At 67.9% G+C, this 25,764-nt stretch carries 29 protein-coding genes; 19 read left to right on the forward strand and 10 right to left on the reverse strand.

Features of this window, described 5'->3' with window-relative positions:
* Nucleotides 1-609 carry an undecaprenyl diphosphate synthase family protein gene (locus tag FY251_RS12305; protein WP_148415143.1) on the reverse strand — a complete coding sequence of 203 codons (609 nt, stop codon included), beginning with the start codon at nt 607-609 and terminating at the stop codon, nt 1-3.
* A gap of 161 nt (nt 610-770) precedes the next feature.
* On the opposite strand from FY251_RS12305, the gene FY251_RS12310 reads away from it, so the two are divergent.
* On the forward strand, nt 771-2,084 hold the full coding sequence (locus FY251_RS12310) for a DUF92 domain-containing protein (protein WP_148415144.1): 1,314 nt from the start codon (nt 771-773) through the stop codon (nt 2,082-2,084).
* Nucleotides 2,081-2,536 carry a GNAT family N-acetyltransferase gene (locus FY251_RS12315; protein WP_148415145.1) on the forward strand — a complete coding sequence of 152 codons (456 nt, stop codon included), beginning with the start codon at nt 2,081-2,083 and terminating at the stop codon, nt 2,534-2,536. Before FY251_RS12310 ends, FY251_RS12315 begins: the two co-directional genes overlap by 4 nt.
* Before the next feature lie 42 nt (nt 2,537-2,578).
* On the opposite strand, the gene dnaG is transcribed toward FY251_RS12315, so the two are convergent.
* Together dnaG and FY251_RS12325 are read right to left on the reverse strand one after the other, a co-directional pair.
* Entirely contained in the window at nt 2,579-3,988 is a 1,410-nt protein-coding gene (dnaG, locus tag FY251_RS12320) for a DNA primase DnaG (protein WP_148415146.1), read from the reverse strand.
* A 213-nt stretch (nt 3,989-4,201) separates the two neighbouring features.
* The gene (locus FY251_RS12325; RefSeq protein WP_148415147.1) at nt 4,202-4,951 is read right to left on the reverse strand and encodes a sugar phosphate isomerase/epimerase; all 750 of its coding nucleotides are present in this window, start codon (nt 4,949-4,951) and stop codon (nt 4,202-4,204) included.
* Between the two features lie 216 nt (nt 4,952-5,167).
* Between FY251_RS12325 and FY251_RS12330 the strand changes: the two genes are divergently transcribed.
* The 10 genes from FY251_RS12330 to FY251_RS12375 all read left to right on the forward strand — a co-directional run bounded on the left by FY251_RS12330 (nt 5,168) and on the right by FY251_RS12375 (nt 12,489).
* Nucleotides 5,168-5,389, forward strand: a complete 222-nt coding sequence (locus FY251_RS12330; protein WP_089781695.1) for a DUF3311 domain-containing protein — start codon at nt 5,168-5,170, stop codon at nt 5,387-5,389.
* Nucleotides 5,389-6,888 carry a sodium:solute symporter gene (locus tag FY251_RS12335; protein ID WP_148415148.1) on the forward strand — a complete coding sequence of 500 codons (1,500 nt, stop codon included), beginning with the start codon at nt 5,389-5,391 and terminating at the stop codon, nt 6,886-6,888. Before FY251_RS12330 ends, FY251_RS12335 begins: the two co-directional genes overlap by 1 nt.
* A gap of 88 nt (nt 6,889-6,976) precedes the next feature.
* Nucleotides 6,977-7,261, forward strand: a complete 285-nt coding sequence (locus FY251_RS12340) for an amphi-Trp domain-containing protein (RefSeq protein ID WP_148415149.1) — start codon at nt 6,977-6,979, stop codon at nt 7,259-7,261.
* Nucleotides 7,262-7,336: 75 nt separating this feature from the next.
* Complete coding sequence (locus tag FY251_RS12345; RefSeq protein ID WP_148415150.1) at nt 7,337-7,855, forward strand: GNAT family N-acetyltransferase; 519 nt, start codon at nt 7,337-7,339, stop codon at nt 7,853-7,855.
* A gap of 113 nt (nt 7,856-7,968) precedes the next feature.
* Complete coding sequence (locus FY251_RS12350; RefSeq protein WP_148415151.1) at nt 7,969-8,766, forward strand: YqcI/YcgG family protein; 798 nt, start codon at nt 7,969-7,971, stop codon at nt 8,764-8,766.
* A gap of 28 nt (nt 8,767-8,794) precedes the next feature.
* A complete protein-coding gene (locus FY251_RS12355) occupies nt 8,795-9,361 on the forward strand; it encodes a cysteine hydrolase family protein (RefSeq protein WP_148415152.1) in 567 nt (188 codons plus the stop codon).
* Nucleotides 9,362-9,445: 84 nt separating this feature from the next.
* Entirely contained in the window at nt 9,446-9,829 is a 384-nt protein-coding gene (locus FY251_RS12360; protein WP_148415153.1) for a hypothetical protein, read from the forward strand.
* A 125-nt stretch (nt 9,830-9,954) separates the two neighbouring features.
* Nucleotides 9,955-11,079 (forward strand): putative sulfate/molybdate transporter, encoded by a 1,125-nt coding sequence (locus tag FY251_RS12365; protein WP_148415154.1) that lies wholly within the window; start codon nt 9,955-9,957, stop codon nt 11,077-11,079.
* A gap of 51 nt (nt 11,080-11,130) precedes the next feature.
* Complete coding sequence (locus FY251_RS12370; protein ID WP_148415155.1) at nt 11,131-12,075, forward strand: DUF6293 family protein; 945 nt, start codon at nt 11,131-11,133, stop codon at nt 12,073-12,075.
* Between the two features lie 177 nt (nt 12,076-12,252).
* Complete coding sequence (locus tag FY251_RS12375) at nt 12,253-12,489, forward strand: DUF4242 domain-containing protein (protein ID WP_007275693.1); 237 nt, start codon at nt 12,253-12,255, stop codon at nt 12,487-12,489.
* A 54-nt stretch (nt 12,490-12,543) separates the two neighbouring features.
* Here FY251_RS12375 and FY251_RS12380 read toward each other — a convergent pair whose 3' ends face one another.
* The 4 genes from FY251_RS12380 to FY251_RS12395 form a co-directional block, all read right to left on the reverse strand.
* Nucleotides 12,544-13,599 carry a hypothetical protein gene (locus FY251_RS12380; RefSeq protein WP_148415156.1) on the reverse strand — a complete coding sequence of 352 codons (1,056 nt, stop codon included), beginning with the start codon at nt 13,597-13,599 and terminating at the stop codon, nt 12,544-12,546.
* 69 nt (nt 13,600-13,668) lie between these two features.
* Nucleotides 13,669-14,388 carry a DUF1405 domain-containing protein gene (locus FY251_RS12385; protein ID WP_148415157.1) on the reverse strand — a complete coding sequence of 240 codons (720 nt, stop codon included), beginning with the start codon at nt 14,386-14,388 and terminating at the stop codon, nt 13,669-13,671.
* Nucleotides 14,389-14,553: 165 nt separating this feature from the next.
* A complete protein-coding gene (locus FY251_RS12390; protein WP_255516692.1) occupies nt 14,554-14,976 on the reverse strand; it encodes a hypothetical protein in 423 nt (140 codons plus the stop codon).
* Between the two features lie 68 nt (nt 14,977-15,044).
* Nucleotides 15,045-15,437: a putative toxin-antitoxin system toxin component, PIN family gene (locus FY251_RS12395; protein WP_148415158.1), complete on the reverse strand. Its 393-nt coding sequence runs from the start codon at nt 15,435-15,437 to the stop codon at nt 15,045-15,047.
* A 401-nt stretch (nt 15,438-15,838) separates the two neighbouring features.
* Here FY251_RS12395 and pdxS point away from each other — a divergent pair, with 401 nt between their 5' ends.
* Complete coding sequence (pdxS, locus tag FY251_RS12400) at nt 15,839-16,747, forward strand: pyridoxal 5'-phosphate synthase lyase subunit PdxS (RefSeq protein ID WP_148415159.1); 909 nt, start codon at nt 15,839-15,841, stop codon at nt 16,745-16,747.
* 108 nt (nt 16,748-16,855) lie between these two features.
* Here pdxS and FY251_RS12405 read toward each other — a convergent pair whose 3' ends face one another.
* Together FY251_RS12405 and FY251_RS12410 are read right to left on the reverse strand one after the other, a co-directional pair.
* Nucleotides 16,856-17,347 carry a universal stress protein gene (locus tag FY251_RS12405; RefSeq protein WP_148415160.1) on the reverse strand — a complete coding sequence of 164 codons (492 nt, stop codon included), beginning with the start codon at nt 17,345-17,347 and terminating at the stop codon, nt 16,856-16,858.
* 133 nt (nt 17,348-17,480) lie between these two features.
* On the reverse strand, nt 17,481-18,362 hold the full coding sequence (locus tag FY251_RS12410; protein ID WP_148415161.1) for a homoserine kinase: 882 nt from the start codon (nt 18,360-18,362) through the stop codon (nt 17,481-17,483).
* Nucleotides 18,363-18,525: 163 nt separating this feature from the next.
* Between FY251_RS12410 and FY251_RS12415 the strand changes: the two genes are divergently transcribed.
* From FY251_RS12415 to FY251_RS12425, 3 genes are all read left to right on the forward strand, one after another.
* Nucleotides 18,526-19,839, forward strand: coding sequence for an NAD(P)/FAD-dependent oxidoreductase (locus FY251_RS12415; protein WP_148415162.1), 1,314 nt, complete (start codon nt 18,526-18,528; stop codon nt 19,837-19,839).
* Between the two features lie 149 nt (nt 19,840-19,988).
* On the forward strand, nt 19,989-20,648 hold the full coding sequence (locus FY251_RS12420; protein ID WP_148415163.1) for a TetR/AcrR family transcriptional regulator: 660 nt from the start codon (nt 19,989-19,991) through the stop codon (nt 20,646-20,648).
* Complete coding sequence (locus FY251_RS12425; RefSeq protein WP_148415164.1) at nt 20,645-22,129, forward strand: MATE family efflux transporter; 1,485 nt, start codon at nt 20,645-20,647, stop codon at nt 22,127-22,129. Before FY251_RS12420 ends, FY251_RS12425 begins: the two co-directional genes overlap by 4 nt.
* 23 nt (nt 22,130-22,152) lie before the next feature.
* Here the strand turns inward: FY251_RS12425 and FY251_RS12430 are convergent, their stop codons facing one another.
* Nucleotides 22,153-22,794 carry a DUF6149 family protein gene (locus FY251_RS12430; RefSeq protein WP_187367406.1) on the reverse strand — a complete coding sequence of 214 codons (642 nt, stop codon included), beginning with the start codon at nt 22,792-22,794 and terminating at the stop codon, nt 22,153-22,155.
* Nucleotides 22,795-22,916: 122 nt separating this feature from the next.
* Between FY251_RS12430 and FY251_RS12435 the strand changes: the two genes are divergently transcribed.
* The 3 genes from FY251_RS12435 to FY251_RS12445 all read left to right on the forward strand — a co-directional run bounded on the left by FY251_RS12435 (nt 22,917) and on the right by FY251_RS12445 (nt 25,665).
* The gene (locus FY251_RS12435) at nt 22,917-23,825 is read left to right on the forward strand and encodes a winged helix-turn-helix domain-containing protein (protein ID WP_148415166.1); all 909 of its coding nucleotides are present in this window, start codon (nt 22,917-22,919) and stop codon (nt 23,823-23,825) included.
* Between the two features lie 88 nt (nt 23,826-23,913).
* Nucleotides 23,914-24,315 (forward strand): hypothetical protein, encoded by a 402-nt coding sequence (locus FY251_RS12440; RefSeq protein WP_148415167.1) that lies wholly within the window; start codon nt 23,914-23,916, stop codon nt 24,313-24,315.
* A 108-nt stretch (nt 24,316-24,423) separates the two neighbouring features.
* Nucleotides 24,424-25,665, forward strand: coding sequence for an NAD(P)/FAD-dependent oxidoreductase (locus FY251_RS12445; protein ID WP_148415168.1), 1,242 nt, complete (start codon nt 24,424-24,426; stop codon nt 25,663-25,665).
* The last annotated feature ends 99 nt before the right edge of the window (nt 25,666-25,764 follow it).

Below are 25,764 nucleotides of genomic sequence, written 5' to 3' on the forward strand. Positions count from 1 at the left end.
CTACCGGCCAAATCTCCGCTGACGGTCCTGATAGTCCCGCAACGCCCGCAGGTAGTCCCGCTTCCTGAAGTCCCGCCAGTTCACGTCGGTGAAGTAGAGTTCGGCGTAGACGGACTGCCAGATCATGAAGTCCGACAGGCGCTCCGCGCCCGTCTTGACCACGAAGTCGGGCTCGTCGGGGAACACGAGTCGCCGTTCGATGTCCGCGGCGTCGATGTCGTCGGGGTCGAGCGCGCCCTCCTCGACCTCCTCGGCCAGCGACCGGACGACCGAGGCGAACTCGCGTTTCCCGCCGAGACCGATACTGACCTGCACGGGGGCGTCGGCGCGCTCGGTGTCGCCCGGCTCTCGGAGCTCAACCCGGTGCGGAACGTCGAGGTCGCGGAGCTCGCGGGCGAGCGTCGGGACGACCGCCTCGTCGAGGACGCTCACGGAGATGGTGACGCGGTCGCTTCCGAACTCGAACGCCCAGCCGACGAACGCTTCGAGCGTGTCGTACGCGCCCTGTTCCAGCAGGTCGCGCTCGGTGATGACGAGCGCGACGTGCTCGGGGGCGTCGGCGTCGTCGAGGCGGAACCGGAGGGCGAGATAGGAGTCGTACAGTCCCACGGGAGTCGTTCTCGCGGCGATTCTCCTAACGCTTCGGGTTCGGCGTCACCTCCGCGGTCGCCGCCGCGGCACGGGTCCGTGACGCCGGCCCGCGGACCCGGTGTGGTGCGGTCGTCGGTGATGTCGGGAGGGTTAAGTGCGCGTCGGGGATACCGCATGGTGTGACTTCCACGGTACGGCGAGCGGGCGGATTCGCGGTCGTCGGGACGTTGGCCCTCGCGGCCCCCAGTCTCGGCGCGGCCGCCTTCGCGCCCTTCGCCGCAGTCGCGCTCTTGGCGGCCTTCGTCGTCGACGACGGCCCCCTCTTCGAGCTGTTCGCGCGCCCCGGCGACCGGCAGGACGGCCGGCTCAACGGACTCGCCGGGTTCGCGCTGGCCGCGACCGGCCTCGCCCTCTTGGCGACGGTCCCGCGCGTCACGATGCCGCTTTCGGTGTTCGCCGCCGCGGTGTTGATACTCGCCTACGGCAACCTCGGCGCGCGACTGGTGGGTTCGAGAACGTCCGACGAGTCGCTTCGCGCGGCGGGCTTCGTCGCGGCCGCGGTCCTCGCCGGCACCGCGGGACAGGTCGTTATCGCGTCGCTGACGGGCGACGCCGCGCTCCTCGCGCGATTCATCCTGCTTTCGGCCGTCGGCGGCCTCGTCGGCGCGGTGCTCAGGACGGCCCTCTACGAGCGCGACGACCCGCTCGTCATGCTCTCCATCGGCCTCGTCCTCTGGGGCGTCGAGGTGCTCGCGGGGCCGGTGTCGCCGACGCAGACCGGCGTCGCGCTCGCCCTCACGGTCGCGCTCGGCTACGCGGCCTACGCGCTCGGCACGGCCTCCGTCGCCGGCATGATAACCGGCGTGCTCCTCCTCCTCTTCGCGGTCGTCTTCGGCGGCTTCGGCTGGGCGCTCGTGCTCGTCTCCTTCTTCGGCGTCGGCGCGCTCGCCACCAAGTTCCGGTACGACAGCAAGGCCGAACGCGGCGTCGCCGAGGACAACGACGGCGCTCGCGGGACCGGCAACGTCCTCGGCAACTCGGGCGTCTCGCTCGTCGCCGTCGTCGGCTACGCCGCGGCGCAGACCCTCGGCTACCCCCTCGCCAGCGACCTGCTCGTCCTCGCGTTCGCCGGGTCGGCCGCCGCCGCGATGAGCGACACGCTCTCCAGCGAAATCGGCGGGCTGTTCGACCAGCCGCGGCTCATCACCTCGCTCAAACCCGTCCCCGCCGGAACCGACGGCGCGGTGACGTGGCAGGGCGAAGTCGCCGGCGCGCTGGGCGCGGCCCTCGTCGCGGGCGTGAGCGTGCTGGTGCTTCCCCTGCCGGCGCAGACGGCAGCCATCGCGGTCCTCGCCGGCGGCCTCGTCGGGATGACGGTCGATAGCCTGCTCGGGGCGACCGTCGAGGGGGCCGGCCTCGGCAATCAGGCGGTCAACTTCCTCGCCACGCTCGCCGGCGCGCTGGGCGCGGTCGTCGTCTGGATTCCGCTGTGACGGGGGGCGACGCGGCCGCGACGGGTGTTCGCCCCGCCCGCGCCGCCGACGTGCCGGCCGTCGAGTCGCTCCAGCGACTCGTCTCCCACCCGTCTCCCGACCTCTTGGACGCGTGGCCCGCCGTCGGCACGCTCCTCGTCGCCGTCGACGCCGCCGACCGGCCGGTCGGCTACCTCCTCGGTGTCGGCGCGCACCTGACCGAACTCGCCGTCTCGCCCGACCACCGGCGCGAGGGGCGCGCCACCGCGCTCGTGGACGCCTTCCGCGACGCGAGCCGCTCTGACGCCGACGCGGCCGACACGACTGACGCGGCCGACGCGCCGCTCACGTTGCTGGTCCATCCGGGGAACGACGGCGCGCGCGCCTGCTACGAAGCGATCGGGTTCCGCTTGGACGCCCGCGTCCCCGACGCGTTCGACGGCGACGACGGGCTTCGACTCGTTCTCGACTGACCGGGGCCGGTCGCCTCGGCCGGCGTCGCGGCGTGTCCGTTCTCAGTCGAGAAGCTGGTCCGCGGTTCTGACGCGGACGCTGACGGGCTTTTTGACGTACTCGCCGGCCGAGCGCGCCACGACGTGTTCGACGCCGCGCTGGGCCGCGATGTCGACGAGCTTCTGGCTCGCCTCGCCGTCGACGACGACGATTGCCGGGGCGGGGTCGGCGTACTCGACGGCGTCGTAGACTTTCTCGACCGCGACCTCGTCGGCGACGTCGAGGTCGGCGTCCAACAGGCGGGCCATGCCGCTCTCGTCGGCGATGACCTCCCGAACGTGGTCGGCGAGCGAGGGCCGTTCGTCCGCCGGTTCGACCGCCTCGGCGACGGCCTCGACCTCGGACTCGGTGAACACCTCCGCGTCGGCGGCGGCGTCGGCCGCCGCGTTCTCGCCCGCGGTATCGGCGGGCTTTTCGACCGCGACGGTGCCCCCGGTGGCCCCTTCGGCGGGCGGTTCGCTGACCGCATCGGCCGACCCGTTGGCCGGGCCGTCTGCGGATGGAGTCGACGACGCCTCAGTCGTCGGCGACTCCGTGCGAGGGTCCGTCGGGACCTCCCCCGTCCCGTTGACGGCGGCGACGGCGGCCCGGAAGTCCCCGTCGCCGTCGTCGGGGAGCGACGAGAGCGCGACCTTGTTCCGGAGGGCGCGGACGACCGACGCGCGGTCGAGGTCCTCGACCGACTGGCCGTCGGGCGCGAACGCGACGTAGTCCACGTCGCCGACCTGCGAGAGTTCGCGCAGGATGAGTTCGCCGCCGCGGTCGCCGTCGAGGAACGCCGTGACGGTCCGCTCTTGGGTGAGGCCGGCGACCGAGTCGGGGACGTTCGTCCCCTCGACGGCGACGGCGTTTTTGATGCCGTAGCGGAGGAGGGTGAGCACGTCGGCGCGCCCCTCGACGACGATGATGGCGTCGGAGTCGGCGACGCGGGGGCCGGCCGGAAGGCCGTGATACTCGGTGATGTCCTCGACGCGGACGCTCTCTTTGACCGCTTCGAGAATCTCGGTCGAGGACATCACGGTGTCGTCGAACGACTCCGTGAGGAGTTCCTTGGCGCGCTCGACGACCATCCGGCGCTTGGCCTCGCGCACGTCCTCGATGTTCGTGACCTCGATGACGGCCTGACAGGGACCGACGCGGGTCAGCGTCTCCAGCGAGGCCGCGAGGATGGCCGTCTCGACTTTGTCGAGGCTGCTGGCGATGGTCATCTGGCCGAACGAGTGGCCGTTCTCGGAGTCTATCTGTACGTCTATCCGACCGACCTTGGAGGACTGTTGGAGGTCGCGGAGGTCGAGTTCGTCGCCGAGGAGGCCCTCGGTCTGGCCGAAGACGGCCCCGACGACGTCGCTCCGTTCGACGACCCCGTCGGCGGAGATGGAAGCGTGAATGAGATATTTTGCAGTGTCGTCCATTGGTGAAGTCACCCCGTAGGGGGTGGTGATGTGATGATTGTGATGGCGTCATGGGTCGTCCCCACGAACGTCATTATATAAGTTGCGCCCGAGGGAAATATCTATCGTGGCCGACGATTCGAACGTCGGCCGGCCGATCGTCGCCGTCCGCGAACCCGCGTCGTCGCCGGCGAATCGCCGCTCTTCCGCCGCCGTCGACGACCGGCCGATTCGTTACGCCTCCTCGTCGGTTCGGTGCGCCGCGACGAACTCGCCGGCGTCCCGGCAGAACGCCGCGGGGTCCTCGGGGAAGTCGTGTTCGGCGACGGCCCACTCGACGAACCCCTCGCGGGCGGCCGCGAGACAGCGGTCGACGTCGAGGTCGCCCTCGCCGAGGTGGACCGGCCGCCCGCCGCGTTCCGCGTCGGCGTCGACCACCACGTCTTTGAGGTGGACGACCGGGGTCCGGTCGGCGTAGCGGTCGAGGTACGCGACGGGGTCGTAGCCGGCGGTGAGAATCCACGCGAGGTCCAGTTCGAAACCGATTCCCGACTCCTCGGCGAGTCGGTCGAGCGCGGGTTCGCCCTCGACCGTGACGAGTTCGTGGTCGTGGTTGTGGTACAGCAGTCTGACGCCCCGGTCGTCGCACTTCGCGGTCAGGTCGTCCAGCCGGTGTGCGGTCTCGTCGACCGCGTCGGCGTCGGCGAACGCCTCGGGCGGGAGATACGGCACTACGAGCGTCTCGACGCCGAGCGCGCCGTATCGCTCGCAGACCGCGTCGAGGTCGGCTTCGAGCTCCTCGATGGGGACGTGGGCGGCGGGCGCGGCGACGCCCGTCTCGTCGAGGGCCGCGCGGACCGCCGCCGCGTCGTCGACGCCCGCGAACTCCACGCCGTCGAAGCCGGCGTCCGCGGCGCGGCGAACGAGCGCCGCGGTCGGCTCGTCGAGGTCTCGAAGCGAGTAGAGCTGGATGCCGAAGTTCATGTCTCCCCGCTCGTCCGCGCCGCTGGAAACTGTTTCGGCGCTCGATTCGCCGCGACCGACCGACTGACGACGGGACCGCGGCCCAGCACCGCGGCCGTGACGTGGGTGGTCTCGGTCATTCGACAGCCATTGTTGAAGAAAATAGTTCTTCAATCGGGGGCAACGTAGGTCGATAGAGTAAGATTCACGCCTCGTTATCGATTATCGTTCCTACGAATGACGCGAGTACGCATCGACTACCGCTGGATTGCCGTCTTCGCAATCCTCGTGACGTTCGCCGTTCCGTGGTTCCTCTGGGGCGACAGCAGGGTGTTCGCCGGCCTGCCGCTGTGGCTCTGGTGGCACATCGGCTGGATGGGGCTGACCGCGGTCGTCTTCCACCTGTTCACCCGGACGGCGTGGGACCGCGGCATCGTCGGGGAGGGGGAGAGTCGCTGATGGTCTCGGCGCTCGGCGTCCAACTCGGCGTCGTCGGCGCGTACCTCGTCGTCGCGCTCGCGGTCGGCCTGCTCGCCTACCGGCTGACCAGCCGCGACGCGGAGGACTACTACCTCGCCGGTCGCTCCATCGGGACCGTCGTCCTCCTGTTTACGACCTTCGCGACGCTCCTGTCGGCGTTTACGTTCTTCGGCGGCCCCGACCTCGCCTACCGTGCCGGCCCCGAGTGGATTCTCGTCATGGGCGTCATGGACGGCGTGCTGTTCGCCATCCTCTGGTACGTCGTCGGCTACAAGCAGTGGCTCGTCGGCCGCGCCCACGGCTACGTCACCCTCGGCGAGATGCTCGGCGACCGCTTCGGCTCGACCCGCCTGCGCGCCGTCGTCGCCGGCATCAGCCTGTTCTGGCTGTTCCCGTACGTGATGCTCCAGCAGATGGGCGCGGGGGAGGCCATCGTCGGCCTGACCAACGGGATGGTCCCGTACTGGGCCGGCGCGGCCGGTATCACCGTGTTCATGATCGCTTACGTCGTCATCGCGGGCCTCCGCGGCGTCGCGTGGACCGACACGCTTCAGGGGCTGTTCATGCTCGGCGTCGTCTGGCTCGCGGTCGGCTGGGTCGCGGCCGCGGCCGGCGGCCCCACGGCGCTCTCGAACGCCCTCGCCACGAACGAACCCGAGTTCCTCTCGCTCGGCGGCGGCGTCTACTCGCCGCAGTTCATCATCTCGTCGGCCGTCACCATCGCCTTCGGCGTGGCGATGTTCCCGCAGATAAACCAGCGCTTCTTCGTCGCCAAGTCGAGCGCGGTCCTCAAGCGCTCGTTCGCGCTGTGGCCCGTCCTCGTCGTCCTGCTTTTCGTGCCCGCGTTCATCCTCGGCACGTGGGCCGCCGGCCTCGGCGTCACCGTGCCCGAGGGCGCGAACGTCCTCCCCGTGCTCCTCAACGAGTACACGCCGGTGTGGTTCGCCGCGCTCGTCATCGCCGGCGCGATGGCCGCGATGATGTCGTCGTCGGACTCGATGCTCCTCTCCGGGTCGTCGTACTTCACCCGCGACCTCTACCGCCCCTTCGTCAACCCCGACGCGAGCGACGCCCGCGAGGCGTGGCTCGCCCGCATCGGCGTCGCCCTGTTCGCCACGCTCACCTTCGTCGCCAGCCTGTTCCGGCCCGGCACGCTCGTCTCCGTCGGCGACACCGCCTTCGGCGGGTTCGCCCAGATGGCCCTGCCGGTCATCGTCGCGCTCTACTGGTCGCGGACGACCCGGTCGGGGATGTTCGCCGGCATCCTCGGCTCGCAGGCGTTCTACCTCGCGCACGTGTTCGTCCCCGCGATAGAGGTCGGGTCGATGACGCTGTTCGGCGCAACGTATCTCACGTGGGACTACGCCCTCTGGGGCATGGCGCTGTCGGCGCTTCTGACCGTCGGCGTCTCCGCGCTGACCGCCGCCGCGCCCGAGGAGAACCAGTCTCGCTTCACCGACGGTCTCCGGGCCGACTGACGCCGCACCGACCCGTCCGCGACTCCGCGCCGACCCGTCCGCTTTCGCCGCAACGAACCTTATCTTCCTGCGCGAGTAACCACCTCCCATGCCCGAAGAAGTGCTGTTCGAATCCGAGAACCGACAGACTCGCGCCGAAATCGCGTCGTACCTCCGCACCGTCGCCGACAAACTCGACGCGGGCGAACCCATTACGCTGAAATCAGGCGACCAGACGGTGACGATGGAACCTCCCGCGTCGCCGACGTTCGAGGTGAAAGCCGAGCGCGAGGGTCCCGCGGGCGGTCCCTACGAACTGAGCGTCGAGTTCGAACTGGAGTGGGACGAGGGCGCGGAGGACGGTGCGGACGCGAGCGGCCTCGAAATCGAGTGAGGCGGTCGAAAATCGCCTCCGGCGACCGCCGAATACGGTTACTCTTTTGACACCGCCGCGAGTCGTCGGTGACTCATGCAGATTCGACCGCTTCGGGCCGACGAGGTAGAGGCACTAGTGGACGACCTGTGGCTCCCGTTCGCCGACGAGATGGGCGACGTCGACGACTACGACGCGCTGGCCGAGGACGTCGATGCGCGCGCCGAGGCGCTCGACTACCGGGCCGAGCGGGTAGACGCCGAGGGCGTTCAGACGTTCGTCGCCGTCGCGGACGGGGAGTCGGCGGCGGAGTCCGGTCCCGCCCCTGACTCCGCCGAGGGGTCGCTCCGCGGTTACGTCACGGTCGCCGCGTCCGAGTCGCCGCCGGTGTTCGCCCGCGGGTCGGTCGCCAAGGTGAAAGACCTCTACGTCGCGTCCCCGGCGCGGGGCGAGGGCGTCGGCACGGCACTCCTCGAACGGGCCCACGAGTGGGGCCGCGACCGGGGGTGCGAGCGGGCCGCGCTGAGCGTCCACGCCGACAACGACGCCGCCCGGTCGTGTTACGAGTCGATGGGCTACGAGACGCGCTACCTGAAGCTCGACCGCCCGCTCTGAGCGCGGGAACGGAGGCGGCTTCGACCGCGAAAATGAGGGCTGAGCCGCCGTTTCGAGGCCGAGTTCGCCCCTCGAACCCGAACCCTCAAAGCCGCTGGCTCCAACTGACGCGCATGAACGAGTCGGGCCACCAAGTGCTCATGGAGCAGGACGTGCTCCGCCACCGCCTCGACGATGGCGACCTCCCCGACTGGGCGAGACAGCACTACGAGACGTTCCACGAGACGATGCTCGGCGACCGCGACGGCGCGCCGTTCCCCTGTTACTTCGGCATCGAGTCCGAGCGAAACGGCGACGCCCTCTACACGTTCGTCGATTCGATGACCGACAAGGACGCGCTGTTGGCGCTCCGCGAGACGCTCCTCGAATACCTCGACGTGTACCCGGACTACTCCGAGGCGTGCTCGCTCGTCGCGTTCTTCAAGCCGCCGGCGGAGGACCTCACCGAAGCCGACTACCACGAACGCCTCTGGCACGTCCTCCAGTTCCTCCACGTCAACGACCCCGAGCCGTGGCCGGCGGACATCCCGACCGACCCCGACGACCCGACGTGGGAGTTCTCCTTCGGGGGCGAGCCGATGTTCCCGACCACTCGCGCGCCGTTCTACGACGAGCGCGTCAGCCGCTACTGCCCGTGGGGGCTCGAAATCACCTTCCAGCCGCGGGCGCTGTTCGACGGCATCACCGCCGACACCGAGGCCGGCCAGCAGGCCCGCGCGGTCATCCAGAACCGCATCGAGGAGTACGACGGCGTCTGCCCGCACGCCGACCTCGGCGACTGGGGCGTCGAGGGCGACCGCGAGTGGCCGCAGTACATGTTCTCGTCGGACGAGTCGCAAGCCCCCGACGAGTGCCCGATTCGCATCACTCGCGAGCACCCGAAAACGCCGGCGGCCCCGGCGGACGACTGATGGCGGGGTCCGATTCGAGGGTCGGCCGATGACCGCTTCCGACCTCCCGGCCGATGCCGTCCTCGTCTGCGTCGATATGCAGGTCGGCTTCGACGACCCCGCGTGGGGCGACCGCAACAACCCCGAGATGGAGGCGCGCGTCGCCGACCTGCTCGCGGCGTGGCGCGCGGCCGACCGCCCGGTGGTCCACGTCCGCCACGACTCCACCGAACCCGACTCGCCGCTCCGGAGCGACCGCGAGGGCTTCGCGTGGAAACCCGAGACCGAACCCGCCGACGGCGAACCCGTGTTCACGAAGCGCGTCAACAGCGGCTTCATCGGCACCGACCTCGAAGCGTGGCTCCGCGAGCGCGACTATTCGACGCTCGTCGTCTGCGGCCTCACGACCGACCACTGCGTCTCGACGACCGCCCGGATGGCCGAGAACCTCGGCTTCGACGTGTACCTCCCGGCGGACGCGACGGCGACGTTCGACCGCGAGGGCTACGACGGCGAGCGCTTCTCGGCCGACGAGCTGCACCGCACCGCGCTGGCGCACCTCAACGGCGAGTTCGCCACCGTCGTCGAGTCGGCCGACCTGTCGACGACGCGGTGAGCGGCTGGCGGCTCCGACGGGCTCGCCGTCGGTCGGCCGCAGAGCTGTGGCTAGTTTTACATCTCCGCGCCGAAAGCGACGCACATGGACCGCCGATTCCTCGCCGTCGTCGGGGTGTTCGACCTGCTCATCGCGGGCGGCCTCGCGTTTCTCGGCGCGCTCGCGCACCCGCTTTCGTTCGCCCGGGTCGCGCTGTTCGTGGCCGCCGGCGTGCTGTTGGTCGTCTCGGGACTCCGCGAATCGGTCGCTCTCGGGTCGACGACCCTCGGATGGCACGTCGTCGCGGGCGCGGGCTACGTCTGCTTCGGGTTGGCAATACTCGTGAACGGCCTCTCGTCCGTCCTCGACGCCCGCGGCGACCCCTTGTTCGGTGGGCTGTCCGCGCTTTTGCTCGCCCCTGTGATGCTGTTTATGGGCATCGATTACCTCCGCGGCGGCGTCCACTTCGACCTCTCGACGTTCGAGTGAGCGTCGGCGTCGACGACCGCGGGGCGTCGAGGCCGGCGTAACCCAATTCAGTTTCTCGAACCGGCCACTGTTCCGTCTCTCGATTACGCAAATACATTTCCCCGTCGACGCGGAATCACCACCCAATGGGCGTCTCGTTCCCGTACGGCGACGAGCTCGCGGTGGACTTCGAGTGGCACGAGTTCACCGGCGCGGTCGGTGATTCGGTTACGGTCCTTCCCATCGTCGTCGCCGTCGCCCGCCTGACCGACCTCTCGCTGGCCGTCGTGCTCGTCTGGTTCGGCGTGTTTCAGGTCGTCTGGGGGCTGTACTACGCGGCCCCGCTGTCGGTCGAACCGATGAAGGCGCTCGCGGCGCTCGTCCTCGCCGAGACGGTCACGACCGGCGAGGCGCTCCTCGCCGGGTTCGGCCTCGGCGTCGTCCTCCTCGCCATCGGTCGGACCCGCTCGCTCGGTCGCGTGAGCCGGTACATCGGCGCGCCGGTCGTCCGCGGCGTCCAGTTCGGCGTCGCGCTCGTCCTCCTGTCGACCGGGCTCGAACTCGGCGCGGCCGACCTCCCGCTCGCCGGGCTCGCCGTCGCGGTCGCCGCCGTTTCATTCCTCACCAGACGCTCGAACGTGAGCGCGCTCGCGGTCCTCGCGGTCGGCGGCGCGGTCGCGTTCGCCGACGTGGGCCATCTGTCTCTCGCGGTCCCCTCGGTCGGCGCACCCCGGCTGTTCTCGCTCGACAATCTCTCGTTTTCCGTCGCTGAGGCCGCAGTCGCCCAGTTGGCGATGACCGTCGGCAACGCCGCGCTCGCCACGTCGGTCCTGCTCGCGGACTACTTCGACCGCGACGTCTCCGCCGACGAACTCGCCACCAGCATGGGCGCGATGAACCTCCTCGCGGTCCCCCTCGGCGGCTTTCCCATGTGCCACGGCAGCGGCGGCGTCGCCGGCAAGTACGCCTTCGGCGCGCGGACCGCCGGCGCGAACGTGATTCTCGGCGTCGGCTACGTCCTCGTCGCCCTGTTCGCCGCGGACGTGGTCGCCGCCTACCCCGTCGCCATGCTCGGCGTCGTGCTGGCGATTATCGGCCTGCAGCTGGCGCGGACGAGCCTGACCAGTCTGTCCCGCGCGGACGGCTACCCCCTCGTGGTCGCTATCGGCCTCGTCGGCGTCGCGGTGAACCTCGGCGTCGCGTTCGTCGGCGGCGTGGTGGCGTGGCTGGCGTGGGAACGGTGGGGCCGCGCGGTGTGGGACGAGGTGTGATAGTCGGGTCAGTTGGTCGGTTTCATAACCGACCCCGCCCACGTACCACGTATGCAGACGCACATCGTTCCCGTCGGGTTCGACTACGACCGACTCATCGCGCCGCTCATCCGCGATCAGTTGGACGTGGACCGCGTCATCCTCCTCGAAGGGGCCGTCGGGAGCGAGGCGAACGTCGAGTACTCGCGGAACCTCTCGGGCAAACTCGAAAAGGACTTCGAGAACCTCCTCGGCGCGGAGACGGAGCGCGTCATCGTCGACGACGTGTACGACTACGACGCGGCGTTCGAGCAGGCGTACGACCTCATCAACGCGGAACTCGACGCCGACGACGAACTCCGCGGCGACGACGACGAACCCGGCGAGGTGTGGGTCAACGTGAGCGCGATGCCCCGCCCGGTCTCCTTTGCCTTCGCCACCGCCGCCCACTCCATCATGGTCGAGCGACAGGCCGACCGCGAGCGCATCCACACCTACTACACGGCCCCCGAGAAGTACCTCGAAACCGAACTCGCCGAGGAGTTGCGGACCGAGCGCGCGCTCCTTTCGGACCTCCTCGACTCCGGCGAAATCGACGCCGACCGCATCCGCGAGCGCCTCGACGCCACCTCCGACCTGCTGTCGGAGTTCGACGAGCGCGGGACGACCATCGGCGCGAAGCAGATAGACGGCCGCCACATCGTCGAACTCCCGGTGGCCTCCTTCTCCAACGTCAAGCCGTTCGAGGAGGTTATCCTGTTCAAACTCGGCGAACACGGCGAGTTCGGCTCGGTCTCCGAACTCGCGGAGGCGCTCGCCCGCGAGATGAACGAGGAGTACACCGACTCCTTCCGGTCGAAGGTCATCTACAACGTCGATCGCCTCGGCCCCGGCGGCAAGGGCTACATCGAACAGGAGGAACGCGGGAAGTCCTACCGGACGCGCCTCTCCAGAATCGGCGAGTTGTGGGTCCGCGCCCACGCCGACAGCGACGAGTTCCGGACGAGCGAGGAGTGAGGCCGGCGGCGACGATAGTAGGACCTGACGACAATCTGATGGCGGTTTTGTGAGGTTCGAACCGGCGATACTCCAAGCTGACTCGGGCCGTGACGGTTATATCAGAATATTCTGGTAACTATCGAAGAACGGTTATGAGCTCCGGAGTGCTATACACTAGCACCCATGCCGCTATACATGGACGTACACCGGAACGTAGAGGGGAGTGCGAAAGACGTCGCCGAGGCCCACCGCGCCGACCTGGAGACGCAGGGCAAGTACGGGGTGAACTACAAACACTACTGGGTCGACGAGACGGACGGCGCGGTCTTCTGCCTCTTCGAGGCACCGAACAAGGAGGCCGGGGCGAAAGTCCACGAGGAGGCCCACGGCCTCGTCGCCGACGAGATATTCGAAGTCCAGCAAGGCGAGTAAGCGCGGCCGGCGCACCCCTCGGCGCGTCCGTTTGAAGCGACTGTTTTTCGGTTCTCAGAACCCCAGCCCCGACGGGTCAGCCGACGGCACGAGCGGGCTCGTCGGCAGTTCCGCCGGCGGCTCGGGGAGGTTGTACTCGCGGGGTGCCACGTCGTTCGGGCCGTCGGGGTAGAACACCGACGCGAGCAGTTGGATGTGGGCGCGGCCCGCGTCGAGTTCGAACTGGCCGCCGCCGTACAGCGACATCCCGCGTTCGGCGGCGTACTCGATGGTGTCGAACAGCGACTCGACCGTACCGAACCGCGAGGGCTTGACGTTCAGCCACGACGGCTCGAACGGCAGGCTCTCGACGGAGTCGACGCCGGTAATCGGGGCGTCCCACGAGACGCGGCCCTCGTGGCCGTCGAACAGCGGGCGCGTCTCGTCGGTGAACGCCGGGTCCTCGACGACGGCGTCGGGAAAGCCCGACAGCACGCGCTCGTAGAGGTCGGGGTCTGGGGCTTGGTCCACGTCGGTCCCCTCGTACTGCCCTTTGAGGTCGAGGATGCGGACGCAATCGCGGGCGGCGAGCGACGCCACGAGCTCGTCGTGCCAGTCGGTTGTCGGGTCGAGTTTGAACTCGCAGTCGGGGTCGCGGTCGAGGAGCGTCTCGACGCGGTCGGCCGACGGCGGGTCGCCGAGTCGGGTGCTCGCCACGAACCGAACCGGGTCGCGCTCGCGGTCGACCGCGCTTGCGAGGTCGGTGCCGGCCTGTCGAAGCGCGAGGTCGAGCCCGGCGGATTCGAGCGCCCAGCGCCGGTAGTGTGCGGCCGTCTCGCGCTCCGGCGCTTTCGTCGGGAACAGGTCGACCCCGTCGAGCGCCGCGGAGAAGTCGGCGAAGGTGTCGTAGCTTCCGGCGAGGTCGAACACGTCCGCGGGCGCGTTCGCGAGGGCGTCGTGGTCCTCGGCGTCGTAGGTCACGTCCTCGCCGCGGCCGACCGCGCCGTCGCCGGCGAGCGAGAACACCGTGGTCTTACGGAGAAAGCCGCTCGACGTGTCGCTCTCGAAGCGGTCGCGGGAGACGGACTCGACGGTCACCGGCAGGTCGGTCACGCGGTCGAAGAGGCGCATAGCTCGTCGGTTAGGGGCGGCGGGACAAAAGGCTACGTCCGAATCAGTCGACGACGCGTCGGTTCCCGGTCAGTCGATGCCGCCGCGTTCGAGCTTCGCGACCCGCGTCGCGAGCGCGAGGAACGTCGCCGCGACGGTCAGGAGAACCGCACCCGCCGCGGCGTACTCGTGGGCTGGCGAAACGTGCTGGACGACGCCGTCGACGATTGGCTCGGCCGGGATGAGCGTGTGGTGGGGCGTGCCCGCGATGGGGACGAAGTAGTCCACGAGGTCGTTGAGGCCGTACCAGCCGACCGCGACGAGAACGGCGAGACTCGGGAACTCGGCGTACCGCTGGATGAGGAACGCCTCGACGACCATGGCGAGGTGGCTCCAGAAGAGGAAGTTGTACATCGCCCAGTGGAGGTACGAGAACTCGCCTTTGAAGGCGAGGAGGACGTACGGCGTCCACAAGCCGAGTTTGAGACAGCCGAAGAACGCGAGGGCGTTGACGTACTCGTTCGAGCGCCCGAGTTTCCAGAGCGCGAGCGACAGCGCGATGAACAGCGTGGCGACGGGGCTATCGGGGACGAGCGGCCACATCGCGGTCGGTTCGATGCTGAACTGGTAGCCGTAGTACCAGAAGCCGAAGGCGGTCCCGACGAGGTTGATGACGACCACGAGCCACGCGATGTTGAGGCCGAAGTTCTCCAGCCACTCCGGCAGGGGTGCGAGCCACCGCGGCAGGTCGGTCCCCGCCGGGAGGTCGTCGTCGTCGAGCAGTCGGCGCAGTCGGGTCGCCGCGTCCATACCCACGCCGAAGCGGGGGTGGACAAAAGTGATGCCGGTCTCGGAGACTGCGGCCGGTGTCGGCGGGCGGGGATTACGCTGGCGGTACTGTTGAAATCCTCAGCCGCTGATAGCTTGCTGAGGGCGTGCTGAATACAGCGCGCATATGTTGCACGAGACGGGGGCTCAGTTTGATGTTGTATTCCTGTGATTCTCACCTAACTTGCGCCGGGTGATGACGAACGAAAGAGCGAGAATACTCGCTATTTCTGCCCCGATTGCCGGGAGAACCCGCCACAGTGGAGTTAGTTCAGAGAACCCAGGTCTCGGATACAAGACTGCATCAAAGTAGCCAAAGCGATGAAGCGTCATGAACAACAACGCGGCTACGCCGACTAATGCGAACACAGTAACGAGGGCCTGAAGCGTCTTGTTCAGTGAGTTCTTCCGAGTCCACAACAGCCAAAACGACGAACCGGTAAGCGCGACTCCGGCGAGTATGAAGTCGGGTGTTGTGGAGGGTGGAACCATGTCACCAAGGGTGACTGTATCCTTATCGACTTTTTGGGAAATCCTGAGAGAAATTGAGTTGGCTCGTGCTGAGCTCACACTCTACGTTCAGCTCGGGTGTTGCGAAACCAGTCGAGATGGCCACATCGAGAACTGCGTCTGTGCGGTCAGTCAATCAGTTCTTCCGGTGCAACACCACCGTGATCAAGCAACTCTCCGTCGAAGGTAACCATGGTCGCATCAACATCGTTCGCTAATGCGAGAAGCACGCAGTCCATTGTATAGAGTAGATTGTCTTGCTGTAATCCATACGCTGCAACCTGGTCGCTGATTTCGGGCGCGTAGATGTCCACGCTACTGTAGATGTCTGATAACACTGCCTCGACTCGATCTTGCTCAACACGCTTCTTCTTTGTCATCACTGACCGAATCTCCATGAGGTTTAGAATAGAAGTACAGAACTCGTGGTCCTCGTTGAGCAACTGTGTCGCGATTTTGCCACGACCCGGTTCGTCAGTTAAACTAGCGATGAAAACGTTTGTATCGACGAAGACCTTCATTCTCGTCTTCGTTCGTCACGTACCGCCGCAACAGAGTCGATGTCCACGTCTGCAAGTCGGCCTGATAGGAGGTCGCCAAGTCGTAGTCGTGGTTCGTCGTTATCAGACGATTCGTCGGTCCAATTCGGCAGCGTTGCGTAGCTACCCATTGCCGGTAATTGCGGACGTGCCTGTAAATCATTTTCTCTGTGAGAGGGTTCGACTCCCCAACCTCGGTCAGACTGTTCTCGATTTGCTGAACTCGCCCTCTGAGTGTTGCACGCTCCATCTGTCAAAAGCTGAGTAGTTCAACAGAATCACGACACCCCGACCCGCCCACCGCGAAACACGACCTGTGCGGAATGCGAACGGTTGACGGATGGAAGCGACCGCTTAAGTAAACCCAGTCGCAAGCGACGGCTATGCCAGAGGAGACCGACCTGGAGGAGCTTCGGCGCGGGACCGAACTCGTCAAGCGCGGGTTCGCCCAGATGCAGAAGGGCGGCGTCATCATGGACGTCGTGGACGCAGAGCAAGCGAAAATCGCGGAGGAAGCCGGCGCGGTCGCCGTCATGGCGCTCGAAGCCGTCCCGGCCGACATCCGCAAGCGCGGCGGGGTCTCCCGGATGGCCGACCCCGACACGGTCAAAGAGATCATCGACGCCGTCTCCATCCCGGTGATGGGGAAGGCGCGCATCGGCCACTACACCGAGGCGCAGATTCTCGAATCCATCGGCGTCGACATGATAGACGAGAGCGAGGTGCTCACCCCCGCGGACAACGACTACCACATCGACAAGCGCGAGTTCACCTCGCCGTTCGTCTGCGGCGCGCGCAACCTCCCCGAGGCGCTCCGCCGCATCAACGAGGGCGCGGCGATGATTCGCACCAAGGGCGAGGCGGGCACGGGCGACGTGAACCAGGCGGTCACGCACCAGCGAACCATCAAACACCAGATTCGCAGCCTGACCGGCCTCAACTTCGACGAGCGCGAGAAGTGGGCCCGCGAGCACGAAGCGCCCGCCGAACTCGTCCACGAGACGGCCGAGATGGGTCGTCTGCCGGTCGTCAACTTCGCGGCCGGCGGCATCGCCACGCCCGCCGACGCCGCGCTCATGATGTACCACGAGTGCGACGGCATCTTCGTGGGCTCCGGCATCTTCGGCGCGGAGGACCCGGAACAGATGGGCGAGGCCATCGTCGAGGCCGTCAACAACTGGGACGACCCCGACACGCTCGCCGACATCGCCGCCGGCATCGGCAAGGGTATGAAAGGCGAGGCGAACGTCGGCATGGCCGACGAGGACAAACTGCAGGGCCGCGGCGTCTGACGCGGCGGACCCCGGCGGACGCCACGCGTCTCACCGTCTCTGTTTTCGATTTCGATTTCGGTTCCGTTTTCGATTCCGTGTTGCTCTGGTCTCGGCTCGCCGCCCGTTTCAGGCGCTGAGTCCGGACTTCCCCGGCGCGTCGTCGGACGACTCCTCGCCGAGCAGGACGGTGACCGGGCCGTCGAAGTTGAGCATGACCGACTGCGTCAGGTCTCGGGAGATGAGCTTTCCGGCGGGCGAGCGGCGGCGACCGGCGATAAAGAGGTGGTCGCAGCCCTCCCAGCGGGCCGTCTCTAAGATGGTGTCCGCCTCGGGGCCGATGTCGGCGACGATGCGGTAATCGAGGTCCAGTCCCTCGAACGCCTCGCGGGCGACGCGCTTGGCGCGGCGGGTGGCCGACTCGATGGCCTGGTCGATGCCGTAGACCACGTCCGAGGAGCCGACGCTGGCGAGCGCCGAGCGGGTCCGCTCGAACTCCTCGTCCGGGAGGACGGTGAGGACGACGAGTTCCGCGCCGCTGCCGGCGGCGAGTTCGCCGGCCTCGCGGAGGATTCGGTGCGACCGCTTTTCGGGGGAGACGACGACGAGTGCTCGTTCCATGATTCGAATATATCGTGATGGTGAGAAAAGTCTTCTCGGAATCGTGCTACCAGCGACCGCGTCAACGCGTTACAGTGGCTCAGGAGCGAGAAAAGACGAGAATAGCGTGTGGGTGTGGTTCGCTCTGTACCACTCAGGATTCGAATACTTCGGCCCCGCGACCGACCCGGGTCTTGTAGGCGCGGGCGGCCACGTCGGCCTCGTCGAAGGCTTCGAGCATCGCGCCGGCGACGCGGGTGCGGTCGCCCGCTCGGCAGACGGCGAGGACCGACGGGCCGGCCCCCGAGACGGTGACGCCGGACGCGCCCGCGTCGAGGGCGGCCTCGCGGACCTCGTGGTAGCCCGTTATGAGTTCCGCTCGCGCGGGCGTGACGACGCGGTCGTCCATCCCCGCGCCGACGAGGTCGGGGTCGCGGCGACACATCCCGACCGCGAGGGTCGCCGCTCGGCCGACCGTGTGGACCATGTCTTCGATACTGGCGTCGCTCGGGACGACCCGTCGGGCGTCGCGGGTCGAGACGGCGATTTCGGGGAGACAGGCGACCAGCGGGATGTCGGCGTCGACGGTCGTGACGCCCTCGTCGGTCGCGACGGTGAAGCCGCCGAGGAGCGCGGGCGCGACGTTGTCGGCGTGGGCCTCGCCGGAGACGACGGCCTCGCCCTCGGCGGCGACGGGGACGAGCTCCTCCCGTGAGAGTCCGCGGTCGTACAGTTCGTTCAGCGCGAGGGCGGCGGCGGCCGAACTCGCCGCCGACGACCCGAGCCCCGAGGAGGGACGGACGCCCTTGTCGATGCGGATGTGCGCGGGGGCGTCGAGCGCCTCCGCGACCGCGCCGACGACGTTCCGGTCGGGGTCGGTCGGGATGTACTGGCTGCCGACGCCGGTGACTTCGATCGTCGTCCGGTCCGCCCGTTCGACGTGCACGATGTCTGCGGGGCGGTCGAGAGCCACGCCGAAGACATCGAACCCACTTCCGAGGTTTGCGCTCGTGGCGGGTGCGCGGACCGTAACCATGCCCCGCTGTTGCCTTATCGCAGATAAAAATGTGGCGAACGTCGCAACGACCCGTCTCGGTCGCTCGGCGAAGCGCGCCGACGCGTCCCGCGGTCGGTGACGACGACGTCGGCGGACCCGGCCAATCAGAAAGGACTTTCCACCCGACGCCGAACGTCGGGGCATGATAGGCATCGTCGGCGGCGGCATCGCGGGCCTCGCCGCGGCGTACCGGCTCCAGAACCGGGGCCACGACGTTCGAGTCTTCGAGGCGGCCGACTCCCTCGGCGGTCTCGCGGCGACTTACGAGACGAACGGCGACGACATCGAGAAGTTCTACCACCACCTCTCGAAGTCCGAAGAGACCATCGTCGAACTCGCCGAGGAACTCGGCCTCGGAGACGACTTGGAGTGGCGCATCGGCAAGAACGCCTACTACGTCGACGGCGTCGTCCACCCGCTGGACACCGCGTGGCAGATCGCCGCGTACCCCCACATGAGCCTCTACGACAAGTTCCGCCTCGGCATGCTCACACAGGGTATCGACGTCCGCGGGGGCGTCCCCGACTTCGACGCCTACGAGGAACTCGCCGAGTACGAACACACGCCCATCGAGGAGTTCGTCGTCGAGCACACGACCCGCGGCGTCTACGACAACTTCGTCGACCCGCTTTTGGACGGGAAGTTCGGCGAGCGCAAACACGACGTGTCGGCGTCGTGGTTCCTCGGGCGCGTCCGCTTCCGCGGCGAGCGCGACCTGCTTCGCGGCGAGAAACTCGGCTACTTCGACGGCGGCTTCGCGCCCTTCATCGACGCGCTCGTCGAGGCGGTCGGCCGCGAGCACATCGAGACCGGCGCGCGCGTGACGTCGCTCGACACCGACGGCGAGGAAGTCTCGACGCTGACCGTCGAGACCGACGACGGGACCGAGAGCCACGAGGTCGAGTCGGTCGTCGTGGCGACGATGCCGAACGTGCTCGAAGACCTCACGGGCTTCCCCTGCGACATCGACTTCCAGGGCGCGGTCTGCGGGCTGGCGACCATGTCGGAGTCGCTGATGGACACCTACTGGCTCAACATCGCCCACGACGCGCCGTTCGGGTCGCTCATCGAGCACACGAACTTCGTGCCGAAAGAGCGCTACGGCGGCGACCACCTGCTGTACGTCGCCAGTTACGTGCAGGGGCCGCACGAGGACCTCTGGCAGATGAGCGACGAGGAGGTCGAAGACGCGTGGTTCGACGAGATCGAGGACATGTTCCCCGACTTCGACCGCTCGGCGGTCGAGGAGTTCGAAATCGCCCGCAACCCGCGGGCTGGCCCGGTGTACGAGCGTGGCTACCTCGACCTCGTGGTGCCGTACGACCTCGGCGACGACGTGGCCGAGGGCGTCTACTACGCGGGGATGGCGTCGGAGGCGCAGTACCCCGAGCGATCGCTGAACGGCGGCATCGTCGCCGGCTACGAGGTCGCAGACCGCATCGACCGCAGCCTGTAGCCCGGTCTCAGCCCGGTTTTCTCGGAGCTATTCGCGGCATCTCGTCCCCGAGTGTGCCGTCGTCTCTCGTGCCGCGATATCGCACACTTACCGGCAATCGGTTTCCCGATCGCAACTTCTTTTTAAGTAGCTGACTGACTAGTCAGTTAGTGAGTGCAGACGAAACGACGGACCAGTCGGTCCCCGACGAGGTCCACGAAGAACTGATGGCCGCGACCTACCGGGCGCTGTGCGCCCACGGCTACGCGGACCTGACGATGCAACGAATCGCAGACGAGGCCGGAAAGAGCAAGTCCCTCCTCCACTACCACTACGGGACGAAACAGGAGCTGCTCGTCGCGTTCCTCGGCTACCTGTTCGACCGCTTCGAAGCGCGGGTCGCCGCGACCGAGGGCGACGCCCCCGAGGCGCGCCTCCGGGCCCTCCTCGACAAGATGGTCCCCGCAGCGGACGACGACCGCGACTACGACCGCTTCGGACTGGCGCTCAACGAACTGCGGACGCAGGCTCCCTACGTCGAGGCCTACCGCGAGCAGGTCGCCCGCAACGAGGCGGTCATCCGCCGCCGCCTCGCCGACATCATCCGCGAGGGCGTCGCGGAGGGCCACTTCCGCGAGGTCGACGCGGACCGGACCGCGTCGCTCCTGTTCGCCGCGCTCGACGGCGCGCGCCTCCAGCGCGTCGCCGTGACCGACCCCTCGGGCACCGAGACGGCGAGCCAGTCCGCCTTCGACGCGCCGACCGAGGTCCGCGCCGCCCTCGACGAGTTCGTCGTCGAGAACCTCGTGCGCGAGGGGGGCGACGAATGAGCGCGAAGGCCCGCGACGTCAACCTCGTCGACGGCGACCTCGTCAAGCCGATGTTGGTGCTGTCGCTCCCGCTCGTCTTCTCGCAGATCATGCAGGTGGCGTACAACCTCGCCGACACCTTCTGGGTCGGCCGCGTCGGCTCCGAGGCCGTCTCGGCGCTGTCGTTTTCGTGGCCGCTCGTCTTCCTCATGATCTCGTTCGGCGGCGGCTTCACCGTCGCGGGGACGGTCCTGGTCGCCCAGAACAAGGGCGCGGGCAACCACGGCGAAGTCGACCACGCCGCCGGCCAGACCCTCGGGTTCGTCATCCTGCTTTCGGCCGGGTTCGCGGTCATCGGCTATCTGCTGACGCCGATACTGCTCCCGCTCATCGGCACGACGCCCGGCACGGAAGTCCACCAGTTGGCGGTCGAGTACACGCGCACCATCTTCCTCGGCGTCGCGTTCATGTTCGGCTTCTTCATCTTCCAGGCGCTGCTCCGCGGGTGGGGCGACACGAGGACGCCGATGTACCTGATGGGTCTCGGCGTCGTCATCAACGTCTTCCTCGACCCGTTTCTCATCCTCGGGTTCAATGCGAACCCGATATTCGGCCTCGTCGGCCTCGAAGGCCTCGGACAGTCGCTGTTCGCCGCGACCGGCTTCACCGGCTTCGGCGTGCAGGGCGCGGCCATCGCCACGGTGTTCTCCCGCGGCGTCGGCGCGCTCGTCGGCTTCTGGCTCCTGCTTTCGGGTCGGGTCGGCATCAGCCTCTCGCCGCGCGACCTGATTCCGGAGCGCGAGACGGTCGAGCGCATCGTCCGCATCGGCGCGCCGTCGAGCATCGAGCAGTCCACCCGCGCGCTCGGCGTGACCGCCCTCACGGCGCTCGTCGCCTACGCCGCGGTCAACGCCGGCGGGGCCAGCACCGAGACCGCGGTCGCCGCGTTCGGTATCGGTAACCGCCTCAACTCGCTGGTCTTCCTGCCGGCCATCGGCCTCGCGCAGGGGACCTCGACGGTCGTCGGCCAGAACCTCGGCGCGGACCAGCCAGACCGCGCCGAACGCGCCGTGTTCTGGGGTATCGGCATCATCGTCGCCGCGCTGGTGTTCGTCTCCGCCGCCGCGTACCTGTTCGCCGAACCCATCGTCTCGGTGTTCATCCCCGGCGAGGAGGCGGTCATCGCCATCGGCGTCGACTACCTCCGCATCATCGGCCCGACGTTCCTGTTCCTCGGGGCGTTCAACGTCGTCAACGGCGGGTTCCGCGGGAGCGGCTCGACCCGGACGGCGATGGTGTTCTCGCTCATCTCGCTGTGGGTGCTGCGCATCCCGGCGGCGTTCGTGCTCGTGGAGTTCTTCTCCATGGGCCCGACCGGCATCTGGTACGGCATCGCCTTCTCGAACGTCGGGGTGGCGCTGCTCGCGTTCGCGTGGTTCACCCGCGGGACGTGGAAAAACAGCGTCGTCGACGTCGGCCCCCGCGTGCCGACCGACGACTAAGAAACGACTCCGCGCGGCCCCTTTTAGGCGGTCTTCTCGTCGGTGCCGTCGACCTCCTGCATCCCCGGCGCGGCCGACACGTCCACGTCCTCGGGTTCGTCGGCCCCGCCGACACCGACTTCGCCGGAGTCGTCTTCGACGTACACGTCGTCTGCGAAGCCGCCCTCCGCGTGGGGGTGGTCCGGGTCGTCGAGCTTGTCGAGCGTCGCGGGCGCGTCCGGGATGTCGATAGTCCGGAACTCGCCGAGCGGGTCGGCGATGTCGATGCCGTGGCGCTCGAAGAACCCCTCGTAGCGCTCGTAGTGAGCCTCGATTTCGTCGACCGGAATCTCCATCATCTCGGTCCAGCCGTGGTTGTAGAAGTCGAAGTTGGCCTGGACGTGGGTTATCTCGCGGGCCTCGGCCTCGGGGTAGCCCGCGTCGAGCGCCGCGAGGTAGGTGTCGAACGTGCACTCGAAGAACGCCGCCATGTGGTCCTCGCGCTCGTCTCTGCGGTCGGGGTCGGCCCGCTCGCCGAAGATGCGAACGTGGAGGTCCACCATCTTCTCGGTGGCGATGTCGCCGATGACCGGCATGGTGAGCGCCTTCTTCGTCGCGAAGTGGCGGATGTTCTGGCGAATCTTCATTTCGTCGTTCGCTTCGGGTCGAATACACGTAAAGACCACGTCTCCGGGGACGACGGCGCGTTCGCCCCGAGCGAGACGGACGCGACCCCACCGCGACCCGCGAAGCTCCCGAACGAGATTTCACGACGTAATTTAATGCGGTTCGACCGCATGTGAGGGGTATGAGCGACTCCGCATCCGTCCGCGAGGACTCGGTCCTCGAATGCGACGACTGCATCTCGCCGGCCGAAGCGTTCGGCATCGTCGCCGACGAGACCCGACTCACCATCCTCGAAGCGCTCTGGGAATCTCCCGACCGACCCGTCCCCTTCTCGGAGCTCCGCCGACGGGTCGGCGTCGACGACAGCGCCCGCTTCAACTACCACCTCGGAAAGCTCCGCGGCCAGTTCGTCCGCAAGACCGACGAGGGCTACGACTTCCGGCACGCCGGCGAGAAGGTCGTTCGCGCCGTGCTCGCGGGGACGTTCAACGAGGACCCCGTCCTCCCGGCGTTTTCGGCCCCCGGCTCCTGCGTCGGCTGCGGCGGCTCGCTCGAAGCCGACTACGGCGACGAGAAACTCACCATCTCCTGTGCCGACTGCGCGCGGGTCCACGCCCGCGAGGAGTTCCCGCCCGGCGGCCTCGAAGGCCGTAGCTCCGATGCGCTCCTGTCGGCGTTCGACCAGCGCGTGCGACACCTCCACTGCCTCGCCGCCGACGGCGTCTGCCCCGAGTGCGGCGGGACGACCGGCACCTCGCTGTCCCGCGAGGCAGACCCGTTCGACCTCGACGTGGTCGTGACTCACCGCTGCGCCCAGTGCGCCTACGAGGCCGTCTCCCCCGTCGGGCTGGTCCTCCTCGACGAGTCGACCGTCCTCGGCTTCCTCTCGTCGCGGGGGAACGACGTGTGCGGGACGCCCTTCTGGCGGTTCCCGTGGGTCGTCGGCGACGACGCGCTCACCGTCGTCTCCGAGGAGCCGTGGCGCATCCGCGTCCGCATCGAAGCGGACGACGAGGCGCTCGTCGTCGAACTCGACAGCGACCTCTCGGTCGTCGACTCCGCCGTCGAACCTGTCGAGACGGTTGCATAAGTACGCTCCAGTAAGCCAGCGTACAGAAATGTGATTCAGATTACTATTATGGCGTCGGCGGTCGTCTCTCCAAACGAGGAGAACGACCATGTTCGACGACACTCACACCGGCCGCGACGACGTGCGAGAGACGCTCCCCCGCCGGTACAGGACGCTTTCGGAGGCCGCCCTCGTCGCGGTCGCGGCGGTCGGCGGCGTCTTCACGTCGGGGATTACGGCGACGCTCGTCGCCCCGCTCGCTCCCGGCCTCGGCCTCGTCGCGCTGTTCGTCGGGTGGCCGGTCGGCTTCGTCGCCGGTCTCGTCGGCGTTCGCGGCGTCGTCCGTGTGGCTTCCGCCGGTCGCGGCGTCGTCCGCGCCCGGCTCGGCCACGTCCGCAGTCCCAGCCGCGACGCCGTCGCTCGCGGTGGCGACGACGCGGAGGCGACGCATTCGGAGTGCCCCGCGGCCACCGACGGCGGCTTCGACGGGCGCTTCGGCGAGACGCGATAACCATCCGTACTCGGCTTCTGTCTCTCGATTTCGCTGGGGTCTCCGAGGGGGAAATCAATCATGAAGGAGATAGCAATCCACATTAACCCCGAATACAAACGTCGGGTCATGAGCCAATCGTACGTGATCGTCGGCGACGGTATCGCCGGGGCCTCAGCGGCTGAGACACTCCGCGAAGAGGAACCCGACGCCGACATCACCATCATCACGGACGAGGGCGAACCGCTGTACAACCGCATTCTCATCAAGGAATTCGCCAAGGGCAAACTGCCCGAGGCACCCATCTCCATCCACGACGAGTCGTGGTACGACGACCGCGACGTCGACCTCGAACTCGACACGCTCGTCACGGACATCGACCCCGAGGGTCACACCGTCACCGCCCACGACGGCACCGAGTACGACTACGACAAACTCCTCCTCGCCGTCGGCGGCACGCCGACCCAGCTCCCCGTCGAGAACTCCGACGCCGAGGGCATCCACCACTTCTGGACGTTCCAGGACGCCCGCGACATCAAAGAGCACATCGAGGGCGCGGACAACTCCGTCGTCATCGGCGCGGGCCTGCTCGGCATCGACCTCGCGGCCATCACGGCCGCCCAGGAGGTCGAGGGCAAGTACCTCATGCGCGGCAAGGCGTGGTGGCGCTACGCGCTCTCCGAGGAGGGCGCGGAGATCATCCACGAGGCGCTCCGCGAGCGCGACGTCGAACCCGTCTTCGACTCCGGCGTCGACCACTTCGAGGTCGACGAGAACGACCGCGTCACGACCGCCGTCGACCCCAACGGCGACCGCTACGACGCCGACTTCGTCGGCATCGCCATCGGCCTGAACTTCAACACGGAGATTCTCGGTGGCACCGACATCGAGTACGACAACGGCATCTACACGGACGAGTTCATGCGGACGAACCACGAGGACATCTTCGCGGCCGGTGACATCACCGAGTTCCACGACCTCATCCTCGGCGACCGCGCCCAGAACGGCGCGTGGGGCTCCGCCAAAGAGCAGGGCACCATCGCGGCCAAGAACATGGTCGACTACGGCTCCGAGGAGTTCCGCTGGGTCTCGTCGTACTCCATCACCCACTTCGACTTCCCGTTCCTCTCGTTCGGCCACCCGACGCTCGGCGACGACCACGTCGAGGCCAAGTACTCCGACACCGAGTGGCGGCGGCTCGCCATCAAGGACGGCAAAATCGTCGGCGGCGTCCTCATCGGCGACCTCTCGCCGCAGACGAAGTACAAGAAGCTCATGCGCGAACAGGTCGACGTGAGCGGCCAGAAGGAGGTCCTCGTGAAGCAGGATTTCCAGCTCGACGACCTCGAAGGCGCGGCGGCCGAACAGTAACCCGGGACACCGCGCCCGCTGTTTTCACCCGGTCAGCCGCGTCTGCGCGCGGCCGCCCGGCGCGGCGTCGGCTTGCCGAGTGCTTGCCCGCGTCGCGGT

Source organism: Haloferax sp. KTX1, from assembly GCF_902410085.1.
GTDB lineage: Archaea > Halobacteriota > Halobacteria > Halobacteriales > Haloferacaceae > Haloferax > Haloferax massiliensis.